This is a genomic window from Litchfieldia salsa, from assembly GCF_900104555.1.
Taxonomy (GTDB): Bacteria; Bacillota; Bacilli; order Bacillales; family Bacillaceae_L; genus Litchfieldia; species Litchfieldia salsa.
Map to the genome: position 1 here is coordinate 250,539 of NZ_FNJU01000005.1, position 12,413 is coordinate 262,951.

Consider the following 12,413-nt stretch of genomic DNA (forward strand, 5'->3'; position numbering starts at 1 on the left):
CTACAATAATTACCCAATATAACGATGATACAACGATTTTGCCTCTGAGATATCCTTTGTCCCGTGAACGAGTACACGTCCATCCTTAAAAACCACTAATCTATGCTCTTTTAATGTAAACGAAAGTAAATATGGATTTTGTTCAATGCTTCCACCCTGAGAAGAAAGAATGATTGCTAATTGATCTAAATCACGCTCTAATTTACGAGGTGGCCTAATTTGAACTGTATCTCGTCCACATAAAACAGCTGTCTTTGTTTGATTTTCAAAAGACAAAAAAGGGAATCTTCTTTCAGGCCCACAAGAAAAACAACGGTCTTTCTTTACTTTATCCACATTAATAAAGGTCTGTTGATTTTTCCATAAATCAAATGACACTAACTTTCTTCTTAACGCTTCATAGTCCTCTACTAAGATTTTCAGAGCTTCCACTAGTTGGTAGGAGACAACCATTTGAACGGCTGGACTAATAATTCCCGCAGTATCACAAGTTAATCCTCCCATTGGGACTGTCTCTAATAAACAATGTAGACAGGGCGTGTCTCCAGGAATAATCGTGTAAGTGATTCCATAGCTTCCAACACAAGCACCATATATCCAAGGAATATTATACTTTTGAGATGCATCATTTATAAGCATCCTTGTATCAAAATTATCGGTTGCGTCCATTATTAAGTCAACATCTTTAGTTAGTTTTTCGATTTCTTCAATAGAAACGTCCATCACTAACGATTCAATCTTCACATCTGAGTTGATCTGTTCTAAGCGAGCCTTTGCTGCAACTGCCTTAGGTGTTCGATTGGTTGCATCATTTTCTGTATATAGATTTTGACGTTGAAGATTACTATATTCAACATAGTCACGATCAACAATTGTGACTTTCCCAACACCCGCTCTTACTAGTCCTTCTGCACTTCCTGTTCCAAGAGCCCCTGCACCAATGATTAGTACATGCTTATCTCTAATCTTTAATTGTCCTTCACTTCCAATTGGAGTAAAAAGCTCTTGTCGTGAATATCTGTCACTCAACTAATGCTCATTCCTTCCATTGGACTACTTGCTGTAGCATAACGTTTCTTAGGGATACGTCCAGCCTCAAATCCCAGTCTTCCTGCCTCAATAGAAAGCTTCATTGCCTTTGCCATTTTAACTGGATCATTTGCACCAGAAACCGCTGTATTTAATAATACACCATCAGCACCCATTTCCATTGCGATAGCCGCATCAGATGGTGTTCCAATACCTGCATCAACAATAACAGGAACATTTGATTGTTCAATAATAAAGCTCAGGTTTAATGGATTTACAATGCCTCGGCCTGAACCAATTGGTGACGCTCCCGGCATAATTGCATGACAACCTAATTCTTCTAACCGTTTAGCAAGTAGTACATCATCTGAAGTATATGGTAAAACGATAAATCCTTCTTTTAATAGTTCCTCTGACGCTTTTAGTGTTTCAACCGGGTCAGGAAGTAATGTCTTTTGACAACCAATTACTTCAACCTTTATCATATCACAAAGTCCAGATGCCTTTGCTAATTTTGCAATTCTGACTGCCTCTGAGGCTGTTTTTGCTCCTGCTGTATTTGGTAAAAGAGTATACTTCTCTAAATCTAGCTTCTCCAAGAAATTAGGTTGACTCTCCTCAAATATATTCATTCTTCTAACAGCAAACGTTAAAATCTCTGCTTCTGATACAGCCACTGCTTCTTTTTGAATATCAAAATTTGGATATTTACCAGTTCCTAATAACAATCTTGATGAAAATTCATAATGTCCAATCTTTAACATATCATCCGCCCCCTACAAAATGTACGATTTCAATTCGATCTTTATCAGTTACTCTTGTTTCTTGATGCTCACTTTTCTCTAAGATAGTTTCATTTAGTTCTACAATGACCACTTTTTCTTTTAAACCGTAATACTCCAATAATGAAAAGACAGTTTCAATTGTTTCTGGCAATTCAACCTTTTCTCCATTTATTATTAACTCCATGATTCCTTACTCCTCCTTTAAACTGGTTGCTTGACATGACGTTCAATGCTGAATGATGCTATATCTAGCATCATTTGTCTTTCTTCTATTAAATCAGCAATCAGTTCGCCCGTAATAGGGGCTAGTAAGATTCCATTTCGATAATGACCTGTTGCTACAAATAGGTTTTTATGTTTTGGATGTTCTCCTAAATACGGTAAACCATCACTTGTTTGTGGCCTTATACCTGCCCATGCCATTTCCCATTCAGCTTCTACGATTGCTGGTAGAATTCGTTTTGCTTTCTCCATAAGGCCTGAAATTCCATTAAATGATACAGATTGACTAAATGTGTTTGCCTTTTCAGTTGCTCCAACAATAATTCGTCCACCACTTTTTGGTACAAGATAACAACCATGCGAAAATATAGTACTTGTTAATAGTTGTTGATGGCTTGTTACAGAGAAGCATTCACCCTTAACAGGATATGTATCTAGTCTGATGTTAGTATCTGCTAGCACTTTGCTACTCCAAGCCCCTCCCGCTAAAATTACCTGATTTGAAAAATAAGCTCCTTCTGTTGTCATTACCCCTGTTGCGATCCCATTCTCCATAATTACTGAATAAACCTCAATAAATTCCTTTATATCTACGCCTAACTTTGCAGCAGATTTAAGAAAAGCAAATGCTAAATTAGGGGCTGAAACATGACCATCACTTGGTAAATACATCGCCCCTGTTATTGCTGAAGATAGTCTTGGTTCCTGAACTCTAAGTTGCTTAGCTGAAATCCAGTCCACCTTTTCTCCTTCTTGTTTCTGAAACTCTATTATTCTTTTTAAATCAGCTTCATCATCTTCAGAAAAGGCTATTTTATACATTCCCTTGTTAATTAATTCAATGTCGATTCCACTTAATTCTCTTAATTCCTGTGCAACTTCTGGAAACATGGCTCGGCTTTTTCTTGCTAATTGAAAAAGTGGACCATCCTCAACAAACTCACCACCGGCTGCTAGCATACCAGCTGCAGCCTTAGAAGCCTTACTAACTACACGATCCTTTTCTAATAACAGGACTTTCTTTCCTCTTTTGGCTAGACTATATGCAATTGAGCCTCCATTAACACCGCCACCAATGACAATACAATCGTAACTCACATTTATCAGTCCTTCCTATAATTTGGAAGCATATTCTTTTACCATTTTTACTGGGTTGTTTGCTTCTAATACCCCTGACATAAGCGCTATTCCACTAGCCCCCGCATCTATTATCTCTTTTACATGAGAGGGGTTGATCCCACCAATTGCTATGACAGGTACTTTAGAGACTTCGGTTATTATACGAAGTTCTTTTACCCCTCTACCAGGTAGACCTGGTTTTGATGTTGTAGGATAAATATGCCCGAAAAAGACATAATCTGCTCCTTCATTTTGTGCACTTGTCAATTCTTCTACAGAGTGAACCGAGGAGCCTATCCTTAAATTTGGAAAGCTTTTTTTCACTAAAGAAGCTTTTAAACTATGATAAGCTAACTGAACACCAGATACACCAGTCACACAAGCGACATCAACACGGTCATTTAGAATAATTTTAGATAAGGATATACCTCCTTCTACTAATAGCATGACAGTGTCATAGAATTCTTTAGCAGTAAAAGACTTTTCTCTAATATGAAAATACGAAACGTCGTTTTGAATCAGTCTAGCAATCTCACAAAACGCTTGAGGTGTTTGGTTGCCAGTTGAAATAATATGTAACTCTTTCTGTTTCATATAAGTTTCCTTATCCTTTTAAATAATAAGTCCGTCTTCGAATAGATTGTTACTTTTAAAGCCGCAGGCTGAATACACTCCGCGTCCGGCGGGTGACCAGTGAGCCTCCTCGTGTATTCAGCCTGCTAGAAACTAGCTTTTTAGTGTTTTATGTCTAAAACAACAAACTTTAAGAAGACAGCCAAAAATAAAAACCACCCCATAGAGTGTATAGAGTGGCTAAAAATGTAACTAATGAAACGCCACTTCCCTACGCTGATATTACTCAGATCAGGTTCAAAGGGTCTGAATCAATTATTCATCTCAGTCATCTTTTGACTCCCCTAGTGCTCTTTTATGAAATTGTTAATTAAATCGGATGTCGTGAATAGAAAAGTATGGGTATTGAATCGCTAGGTAGAAACCTATTAATAGTAAAATAGTAAAATAGCCTATAAAGAATACATCATTCCGTGAAAACGATATCGCATAATAATAAGTTCTTTTTTTAACATCAGAGAATCTTTTTGCCTCCATTGCTACTGCAATCCTGTGAGCTCTACGGATACTCTGAGATAATAATGGAATCGAATACGTAATAAACTTACCAAAGAAGGCTCTTATCCCTCTCTTACTTTCTACACCTCTAACCTTCATTGCATTTCGAATCGTTTGGAACTCTTCCATCATAATGGGTATTAAACGCATACCTGCCATAAAACTATATGCGTATTTTGGCTTAAGTTTTAATTGCTGCATTAATGAATAAAATAAGAATACTGGTCGTGTTGTTAATGCAAAAGTGAGTCCCAACGCTGCAAATATAATTGCTCGAAACCCAATATGAATTCCTCTAAAGAAACTCTCTTGAGTAATATGGATGAGTCCCCATTTAAACCAGCTGATTTCACCCTTTCCAAACAAAATCATAGTAGAGGCTGTTGAAATAAACACGAGTAGAAAAGGCAAACTCAGCAATAGTATTCTTCTATGCGGATGTCCAGTAAATCCAATAAATAAAATAAAAGCAACAATTGTGAAATTAATAATAAAATTGATATCATGAATAAGTAAAACACCTATAAATAATAGAATGATTACAATCAATTTTAAACTCGGATTAATATGGTGAAGCCATGTATCTTTATATGAAAAATCATTTTGCACGCGGTGTTCCTCCTCTACACATGCAGTACTGGGCGACTTACTTTTTGCTTACTTCTTTCGATCACTTCATCTCCAATTAGTTTCCCATCATGTATGGTCCAAAGCCTAGTCGCAAAATGATCCATAATATATTCATCATGTGTAACCATAATAATAATCGAACCCTTCAAACGATCAGCCTCAATCATTTCAAGTAGAGCAAAAGTATTTTTCGAATCCTGGCCAAATGTAGGTTCGTCTAATAGCATAATTTTTTGTTCCATTACAATTGAAGCCGCAACACTTAGTCTTCTTTTTTGGCCCATCGATAATTGATAAGGATGCTTAGTTCGGTGCTTAACTAATTGAAATCTTGTTAAAAGTTCTTCAACCTTTAGTTCAATTTCCTTTTCACTCCAATTGTTAAGTCTTAAGGAAAAAGCAATTTCTTCAAACACTGAATTTGTAACAAATTGGAATTCGGGATTTTGGAATACAAAAGTCATTTCATCTGTAAGTTTTTTTACTTTTTTTATAGGAATATCCTTGATTTCATAGTGACCTTTCGTTTTAATGAATTGCATCAACGCATGGAGCAATGTACTTTTACCAGCACCATTTTCTCCCTTAACAACAATCCATTCTCCACTATAGACATCTACATGTTCAACTGCTATTTTTTCCTGCTTACCTCTATAGCCCTTAAATTCCGACAAATTGAGAACTTTTTCTGGAACATTAGATGTTGTTGGATTAATAGGGTCCTTTAGATTAAGATAATCTTCCCAAACGCCAGGATACCAAATCCCATGTTCTTTCATTTCGTCCTTATATTGAGACAGAACTTCTTCTTTCTTTCCATCTGCTATCATTTCTCCATCTGCATTAAAAAGAATAATTCGGTCAATGAATTCCAGCACATGATCAATTTTATGCTCTACGATAATAAGAGTCTTTTCTTCACCAATCTTTTTGATTGTTTCCCATATATCAATTGTTCCCTGAGGGTCAAGCATCGCTGTTGGTTCATCAAGGAACAATACATCAGGGTCTAAGGCTAACACTGAAGCAATTGCCAATCTCTGCTTCATTCCACCCGATAATGTACTGATATTTGTATGAATATCATCAAAGTGAAGACCTACCTGGGTTAGTAAATCAAGAATACGCCTTTTCATTTCAGTCCTTGGAACCTCTAGGTTTTCTAATACAAAGGCAATTTCTTCATCTACAAACGGCATACAAAATTGCGTGTCAGGATCCTGAAATACATATCCCCATGAGCCCGGAGTTGTAATTTTTTCCGCTTTCATTGGAACTTCAATTGAATTTGGAATAATCCCTGATAGGACTTGTAATAAGGTTGATTTGCCACACCCTGAAGGACCAAGTAGGAGCACCTTTTCTCCCTTATAAAAAGAAGAGGATAAATCCTTGAATAACAAGGATTCACCTCCTGTGAATTTTAAGCGAAGCTTTTCTACTTCAGCAATTGTGTTCATTTCTTTCACCCCAGGCTGCTATTTATCTAACGCATCATAATCTTCTTTAGATGCTGGTCGAACAAGATTCGTGACACCTGTTGCCTCTAACACTTTTACTAAATAATATGGTACAATCCCCGCGAATACGATTCCTCCAATGAAACGCATCACAAGATATAAAATAAGGTTCCATGCTGCTAAATCGCCTATTTCACCGTATGCAAAGTCCATAATCACAGACCCTAATGTAGCTGCAAGACCTCCCAAAATAATGACGGCTAAATTATACTTCTTATACTTCACAGACATAATCACCAATTCAAAAAACAATCCTTGGACAACGCCATATAACAATACTGATAATCCCCATGGTGACCCTAAAAGAAATTCTCCTGAAGCTGCTGCAATTTCAGCTATTAATGCGACTCCTGGTTTTCGAATGATTAGATAAGCAACTGGTGCTGCAATAAACCACATTCCATATAAAAATTGATCTAAATGTAACCCCAATGGTTTAACTGCATAATAAAGTGAACCCCAAAGGATATAAACAATACCAAATGCAATTGCAATTACGATTGTAACTAAAATATCTGTGAGCTTTAACCCTTTTGTCATGTTTTGTTCCCCTTTTCTTAAAATGATTTTATTTCTATTTAATTGGCCAGTTTTCTAGACGATATGCCATTTCCCAAAACGAATACTCATATTGACTACTAATAATGAAATGTTCTTTCATACGTTCTCTGTCTTCTTCTGTTACAGTTTCAGCAATCTCATCAAGTCGATTAATTTGTTCTTCAACTTGTGTTTTGAACCAGTCACCACCATATGCTGCAATCCATTCTTGATAGATAGGCTCCTCTGGTGTACACTTCATTAAATTTTCTCCGATTTCATAATATAACCAATAGCAAGGAAGAATAGCTGCAATAATATCCCCAAGGTGCCCGTTATATGCTGCACGATATAAATGGGAAGTGTATGCGTATGCTGTTGGAGCAGGCTTGAAGTTTGCTTTCTCCTGTTCTGTGATTTCAAGACGTTTAGAGAAGTTCTCATGTAACGATAATTCAGCTTCATAAGTTCCTTGAGCATGAGCAGCCATTCGGTTTGTAGTTGCAAGATCTTTTGCTTTTGCAGCACCGAGCGATTGTACCCTTGCAAAGTGACTTAAATAATACGCATCCTGCATTACATAATAACGAAAGCTCTCTAGTGACAACGTTCCATCACCGATTCCCTTAACAAAAGGATGGTTAAAGCTTGCTTCCCAAATTAAATCAGCTTCTTTTCTTAGAATTTGTGAAAATTTCATATTATTCCTCCTCAATTTATGTATCTTTTTCTATTTCAAAAATTAACCTAAGGTTTATCTACGATATTTCAACTTTATCTACGAAAATACAGATATATCTACGAAATTGCAGATTTATCTACGAAAATAAAAATATATCTACGAAATTAGATCTTTTATCTACGAATTTATATAAATGACAATTTTCAAGAAAAACAAGTTCCGCCTCAACTCCACCCCGTGCACTGAGTGAAATTGTGCATAAAAAAACCACCTTCTTTACCTAACATAAGAAAGTGGTTGTATTGGATAATTATTAGTAACTCAAATTATTCCACAACTCCACTTCCCTACGCTGGTATAAACCAGATCAGGTTCTAAGGGTCTTAAAGCATTACTCTAATCTCAGCCTTCAGATAAGGCACCCCTAGTGGACGACATACTATTAATTTAGATTACGTGCTAATATTAACATGTTTTGTCTAATTGTCAAACTATTTTTATTTGTTCTTATGATTCAAACAAACTACTCAACAATAACTGCTGTTCCATAAGCAATAATCTCAGAAGCGTTTGTCATGACACTTGAAGTCTCTAGTCTCATACAAATTACCGCATTGGCTCCTTTTGCCTTCGCATCATCAACCATTCTTCCTATCGCTTGTTTTCTTGCTTCCTCCATCATTTCAGTGTATTCCTTTATTTCTCCGCCTACGATTGTTTTAAAACTAGCCATGATATCACGGCCAATATGCTTAGATTGAACCGTACTTCCTCTAACAAACCCCTTTAGCTCTTTAATCTCCTTATTTGGTACAAATTCAGTAGTCACGATAATCATGATCCTCGTCCTCCTTTTTTTCTTTTAGCCGCTCATTAATAAATAACGAAATTAATAAAATGAGTGCAATCAAATAAATGATATAAAATGTAATGGCTAGCTTCATATTTACAAACAATAAAACTGCCCCGATAATTTGCCCTACAATGACAACGATTAGTAAAAGGTACTTTAAATGTTCTTTCATTTGAATTGACCTTTCCTATTTTTTATCAACCTTAGAAAATATTTTCGTGCAATAAGTAAATAGAAAATCGTTGGAAGTGGTGCTTGTATTAATCCCCACAATCCCCAAAACCAGTAATTATGCCCTCTTTTTCTTGCATCTAAAAATAACCAACTACTTTGGATTACAAGAAGAATGATGACTGGAATGATAATTGCTAAATCATTTGTGACCATATTCATATGTCCATCACTCGTTCTTTTCGATACTGTAAGTAAACAATAACTGGGGCTGATAGACTTACAAGACCTTGAATGATGAAGAAGACTTTAGGAGCTTGTATTAAACTAATAAAGACTCCACTTAATATAAATAATGCACAAAGTGAAAATATCAGAAGATCTTTTTTAAGTTTTTTACGTAATGCTAGTTGTTGACTTTCAGCCATTTGTTGAAACCATTCTAACTCAGGAGTAAAGATTGGATATACTTGATTTACCTTATTTAAGTTAGTATTTATTTGTGTAAGTAATTCTTCATCAATTAAATCATGATGAACATTATTCTCTAATGTGTTATTCTTTTTCATCAGCATTCAACTCCTTTCTTAATGTTAGAATGCCATTATGGATCCGAGATTTAACTGTACCAATTGCTAACTCTAGCATTGAAGCAATTTCTTCATACGAATACCCATAGTAATGCTTGAGTACAATAGGGATTCTAACTTGGTCAGGAAGCCTGCCTAAGGAGGACATTACATCAGTCCATTCTTCATTCTGGCTTTCAAACTGCCACTGCATTTTCCGTAAAGATTGTTCCTCAGAAATCCAATTGGCTTCTCTCTTTTTCTTACGATAGGAATCAATATAGTGGTTAGTGGCAATAGTGATTAACCATGAAGAAAACTTTGATTTTCCATTATACAGCCTGATTTTTTCTATACACTTCATCATCGTTTCTTGAGCAATATCTTCTGCTATATCAGGTTTCATCGTTACTTTTATCAAATAGCTAACTAAACACGGATAGTTCTCTTTAAATAGAATCGCAAAAGCTTGGGAATCACCTTTCTTTGCTCTCTCTATTAACTCTCTCTCCCCCAAAACGTTATCTCCCCTTATAAGCAGCTAACTCTTCTTATATTACTAATACGAACGAAAAGCAGTAAAGTTCACCAGTTAATAATTATTTATCAAAGTTTGTTTTTTAGACTTAAAACTTGAAATGCTAGTTACTAGCAGGCTGAATACACGTAGACTCCTGCGGGACCAGTGGCCAAAGTGAGACCCCGCAGGAGCAGTAGCGACGAGGAGGCTCACTGGTCACCCGCCGGACGCGAAGTGTATTCAGCCTGCGGCTTTAAAAGCAAGAAGTACGAAAACAGTCCTATAAAAAAAAACTCTCCGAAGAGAGCGAACGTTAAGCAAAACGATAATAAATGAGAATAAAGGTTGCAAGGACAAATAGAAAATTCAAGAATACAAAGACCATCTGGTCGATAACTGTTTTATGAATCCTTATTGGAGGATAATAAAACGATACACCCTCAATGATAAAAATGACAAGAACAATATGAATCATAAAATGGCCAATAATTTCTGTTATACCAAATAACATTGTCGTTGATATAAAGATTAGCGTTAAAATAACGGACAAAATACGATTTAAAATACCGACTACTAATAAATACCCTACAATAAATTCAATGAATGCGGCCATGACGATGAATGCTGTAGGATCAAATCCGAACGTTGGTACACCGTGGTTTTGAATAATATCGGCGGCCATTGATGGATATACCCATTTTTCAACAGCAACCCAGCATAATGATAATCCTGTTCCTAAGTAGAGGAAAGGAAATCCCCAATTTTCAAATCTAGTTTTCCCAATTAGAAGGACAAAGATAATCGCTAAATAGAATCCATAATCAAGCATATGAAATAGTCCTACATTAGACAATACGTAGAAAAAGAGGACAGTTAAAATCCCTGCTCCCACTTTTGTAGCGTAGTGACTTGGTACACATAATAAGATAATTGCAATCCAAACTGCTATCGTATCCCATAATCCAACAAGCATAAACTCTGGTGCAAAGATTGTCCCAGAAAAAACCTGAATGATTAGTGCAAGAGCCGTTCCATATTTTAAAATATATCTTGAGTATTTCCGGTATTCATCGAGCTTAAGGTCTATTTTTGTTGCATAAGGTATTTTCATTAATCTTGGTAATAACTGTGGCAAAATTGATAGTACTAAAGCCGCAACTATCGCTAACGACATAAATAGTGGTGAGAGAATGTTTTCAATTGATTCTTTTTGTGGTACCACATCGGTAAACCATTTCACATGAGCCTGTGTTAACACAGGTGTTAACAAGATAGCCGCCATTATAATGTATAGTATGATTTTCTGATTCTTCATAACTGCCTCCTATTAATACTTCCCTTTGATACTTATGTTCTACTTGAACTGCTATCCTATTCAGAAGTTTTATAAACCTTTTCCTTTTAATAAATGTGAAATTTTTATAAAGAATTTCCAAACACTATGTGAAATTATACACAAGTTCAATTATGATTGCTACAATTTAATTGTGGACAATATAAGTAGAATGAGGTGGAGTATGCTTCAAGCAGGAATTGACTATCAAAAGAACCAATATGCTAGAACGTCAACTACAGGACAATTTGTGACACCCTCTATTATTTTCTGGGAGTTAACCGAGGCTTGTAATCTAAAATGTATCCATTGTCGAGCAATTGCTCAGCCTGAGAGATCCATTGATGAACTATCTACAAGTCAAGCTTTTGATGTAATTGACAGTATCTCTGCATTTGCTAAACCACTTCTTATTTTAACTGGTGGTGAACCTTTATATCGACCGGATTTCTTTGAGATTGCTCAGTATGCTGTAAATAAAGGTCTTCGAGTAGCCATTGCTTCCAATGGTACTCTTGTAAATGGAGAAATCGCTAAAAAGATCAAAGAAGTGGGGATAAAAAGAGTTGCGATAAGCTTGGATGGACCAACTGCAGAGATTCATGATCAATTTCGCGGTTTAGATGGAAGTTTTGTCGCTACATTAAATGGAGTAACACAGCTTCATGCTCAAGGAATAGAGGTTCAGTTCAACACAACAGTTACCAAACATAATGTAGATTTCCTTAATGAAACGATGGAGCTTGCTTACAACCAAAACATAAAAGCGCTCCATTTATTTATGCTTGTACCCGTTGGTTGTGGAATTCAAATCACCGAGAGTAATATGCTTGATGCCGAGAGATATGAAGAAGTTCTAGAATGGTTTTATGAGCACTCAAAAGATGCACCATTTGAGTTTCGAGCTACTTGTGCACCCCATTACTATCGCATCTTGAGACAGAAAGCCAAGAAATTTGGAGAGAGAATTGTTTCTAGGCCGCATGGAATGAATGCAATGACAAAGGGATGTCTAGCTGGAACAGGGGTATGTTTTATCTCCTACAAAGGAGATGTTCAACCATGTGGGTACTTACCAGTAAAGGCTGGAAATGTATTTGAACACTCAATTGAATCGATTTGGAATTTCTCTCCACTTTTCTCTGAACTAAGAGATTCCTCCAAACTACATGGTAAATGTGGAGTTTGTGAATATGTAAATGTTTGTTCAGGATGTCGGGCTAGAGCTTATTATGAGCACAAAGATTATATGGCAGAAGAACCTTATTGCATTTATCAACCTACTAAAAAATAAAAAAGCCATCAAGTT

16 protein-coding genes and 2 riboswitches are annotated in these 12,413 nt (G+C 36.1%); of the genes, 1 reads left to right on the forward strand and 15 read right to left on the reverse strand.

What is annotated here, in order from left to right; genetic code table 11:
• Positions 1 to 9: 9 nt before the first annotated feature.
• The 15 genes from BLQ56_RS12600 to BLQ56_RS12670 form a co-directional block, all read right to left on the reverse strand.
• The gene (locus tag BLQ56_RS12600) at positions 10 to 1,029 is read right to left on the reverse strand and encodes a thiazole biosynthesis adenylyltransferase ThiF (protein ID WP_090854684.1); all 1,020 of its coding nucleotides are present in this window, start codon (positions 1,027 to 1,029) and stop codon (positions 10 to 12) included.
• Positions 1,026 to 1,793: a thiazole synthase gene (locus tag BLQ56_RS12605; RefSeq protein WP_090854686.1), complete on the reverse strand. Its 768-nt coding sequence runs from the start codon at positions 1,791 to 1,793 to the stop codon at positions 1,026 to 1,028. Before BLQ56_RS12605 ends, BLQ56_RS12600 begins: the two co-directional genes overlap by 4 nt.
• A 1-nt stretch (position 1,794) precedes the next feature.
• On the reverse strand, positions 1,795 to 1,998 hold the full coding sequence (thiS, locus tag BLQ56_RS12610; protein ID WP_090854689.1) for a sulfur carrier protein ThiS: 204 nt from the start codon (positions 1,996 to 1,998) through the stop codon (positions 1,795 to 1,797).
• 17 nt (positions 1,999 to 2,015) lie between these two features.
• Entirely contained in the window at positions 2,016 to 3,134 is a 1,119-nt protein-coding gene (gene thiO / locus BLQ56_RS12615; protein ID WP_338011851.1) for a glycine oxidase ThiO, read from the reverse strand.
• 15 nt (positions 3,135 to 3,149) lie between these two features.
• A complete protein-coding gene (locus BLQ56_RS12620; RefSeq protein WP_090854694.1) occupies positions 3,150 to 3,749 on the reverse strand; it encodes a thiamine phosphate synthase in 600 nt (199 codons plus the stop codon).
• Between the two features lie 230 nt (positions 3,750 to 3,979).
• Positions 3,980 to 4,084: riboswitch (TPP riboswitch) on the reverse strand.
• A 10-nt stretch (positions 4,085 to 4,094) separates the two neighbouring features.
• Entirely contained in the window at positions 4,095 to 4,895 is an 801-nt protein-coding gene (locus BLQ56_RS12625; protein WP_090854697.1) for an energy-coupling factor transporter transmembrane component T family protein, read from the reverse strand.
• A gap of 14 nt (positions 4,896 to 4,909) precedes the next feature.
• Positions 4,910 to 6,376, reverse strand: a complete 1,467-nt coding sequence (locus BLQ56_RS12630; RefSeq protein WP_090854700.1) for an ABC transporter ATP-binding protein — start codon at positions 6,374 to 6,376, stop codon at positions 4,910 to 4,912.
• 18 nt (positions 6,377 to 6,394) lie between these two features.
• A complete protein-coding gene (locus BLQ56_RS12635) occupies positions 6,395 to 6,976 on the reverse strand; it encodes an ECF transporter S component (protein ID WP_090854703.1) in 582 nt (193 codons plus the stop codon).
• A gap of 34 nt (positions 6,977 to 7,010) precedes the next feature.
• Positions 7,011 to 7,676: a thiaminase II gene (gene tenA, locus BLQ56_RS12640; RefSeq protein ID WP_090854705.1), complete on the reverse strand. Its 666-nt coding sequence runs from the start codon at positions 7,674 to 7,676 to the stop codon at positions 7,011 to 7,013.
• 309 nt (positions 7,677 to 7,985) lie between these two features.
• Positions 7,986 to 8,094, reverse strand: a riboswitch (TPP riboswitch).
• Between the two features lie 87 nt (positions 8,095 to 8,181).
• Positions 8,182 to 8,496, reverse strand: a complete 315-nt coding sequence (locus tag BLQ56_RS12645; protein ID WP_090854708.1) for a YbjQ family protein — start codon at positions 8,494 to 8,496, stop codon at positions 8,182 to 8,184.
• Positions 8,477 to 8,683, reverse strand: a complete 207-nt coding sequence (locus tag BLQ56_RS12650; RefSeq protein WP_090854711.1) for a hypothetical protein — start codon at positions 8,681 to 8,683, stop codon at positions 8,477 to 8,479. The genes BLQ56_RS12645 and BLQ56_RS12650 overlap by 20 nt, the downstream gene beginning before the upstream one ends.
• Complete coding sequence (locus BLQ56_RS12655; RefSeq protein ID WP_090854714.1) at positions 8,680 to 8,904, reverse strand: sigmaY antisigma factor component; 225 nt, start codon at positions 8,902 to 8,904, stop codon at positions 8,680 to 8,682. The genes BLQ56_RS12650 and BLQ56_RS12655 overlap by 4 nt, the downstream gene beginning before the upstream one ends.
• The gene (locus tag BLQ56_RS12660; RefSeq protein ID WP_090854717.1) at positions 8,901 to 9,251 is read right to left on the reverse strand and encodes a YxlC family protein; all 351 of its coding nucleotides are present in this window, start codon (positions 9,249 to 9,251) and stop codon (positions 8,901 to 8,903) included. Before BLQ56_RS12660 ends, BLQ56_RS12655 begins: the two co-directional genes overlap by 4 nt.
• Positions 9,238 to 9,768, reverse strand: a complete 531-nt coding sequence (sigY, locus tag BLQ56_RS12665) for an RNA polymerase sigma factor SigY (RefSeq protein WP_090854720.1) — start codon at positions 9,766 to 9,768, stop codon at positions 9,238 to 9,240. The genes BLQ56_RS12660 and sigY overlap by 14 nt, the downstream gene beginning before the upstream one ends.
• A 316-nt stretch (positions 9,769 to 10,084) precedes the next feature.
• Positions 10,085 to 11,086: a DoxX family membrane protein gene (locus BLQ56_RS12670; RefSeq protein WP_090854723.1), complete on the reverse strand. Its 1,002-nt coding sequence runs from the start codon at positions 11,084 to 11,086 to the stop codon at positions 10,085 to 10,087.
• A gap of 202 nt (positions 11,087 to 11,288) precedes the next feature.
• Here BLQ56_RS12670 and BLQ56_RS12675 point away from each other — a divergent pair, with 202 nt between their 5' ends.
• Positions 11,289 to 12,398: a radical SAM/SPASM domain-containing protein gene (locus tag BLQ56_RS12675; protein ID WP_090854726.1), complete on the forward strand. Its 1,110-nt coding sequence runs from the start codon at positions 11,289 to 11,291 to the stop codon at positions 12,396 to 12,398.
• The last annotated feature ends 15 nt before the right edge of the window (positions 12,399 to 12,413 follow it).

Coding starts and splice junctions, on each gene's coding strand:
- BLQ56_RS12630 (WP_090854700.1), bottom strand. CDS start 6,376: ATGAACACAATTGCTGAAGTAGAAAAGCTTCGCTTAAAATTCACAGGA.
- BLQ56_RS12655 (WP_090854714.1), bottom strand. CDS start 8,904: ATGAATATGGTCACAAATGATTTAGCAATTATCATTCCAGTCATCATT.
- BLQ56_RS12675 (WP_090854726.1), top strand. CDS start 11,289: ATGCTTCAAGCAGGAATTGACTATCAAAAGAACCAATATGCTAGAACG.
- BLQ56_RS12620 (WP_090854694.1), bottom strand. CDS start 3,749: ATGAAACAGAAAGAGTTACATATTATTTCAACTGGCAACCAAACACCT.
- BLQ56_RS12660 (WP_090854717.1), bottom strand. CDS start 9,251: ATGAAAAAGAATAACACATTAGAGAATAATGTTCATCATGATTTAATT.
- BLQ56_RS12645 (WP_090854708.1), bottom strand. CDS start 8,496: ATGATTATCGTGACTACTGAATTTGTACCAAATAAGGAGATTAAAGAG.
- BLQ56_RS12670 (WP_090854723.1), bottom strand. CDS start 11,086: ATGAAGAATCAGAAAATCATACTATACATTATAATGGCGGCTATCTTG.
- tenA (WP_090854705.1), bottom strand. CDS start 7,676: ATGAAATTTTCACAAATTCTAAGAAAAGAAGCTGATTTAATTTGGGAA.
- BLQ56_RS12650 (WP_090854711.1), bottom strand. CDS start 8,683: ATGAAAGAACATTTAAAGTACCTTTTACTAATCGTTGTCATTGTAGGG.
- BLQ56_RS12605 (WP_090854686.1), bottom strand. CDS start 1,793: ATGTTAAAGATTGGACATTATGAATTTTCATCAAGATTGTTATTAGGA.
- thiS (WP_090854689.1), bottom strand. CDS start 1,998: ATGGAGTTAATAATAAATGGAGAAAAGGTTGAATTGCCAGAAACAATT.
- BLQ56_RS12635 (WP_090854703.1), bottom strand. CDS start 6,976: ATGACAAAAGGGTTAAAGCTCACAGATATTTTAGTTACAATCGTAATT.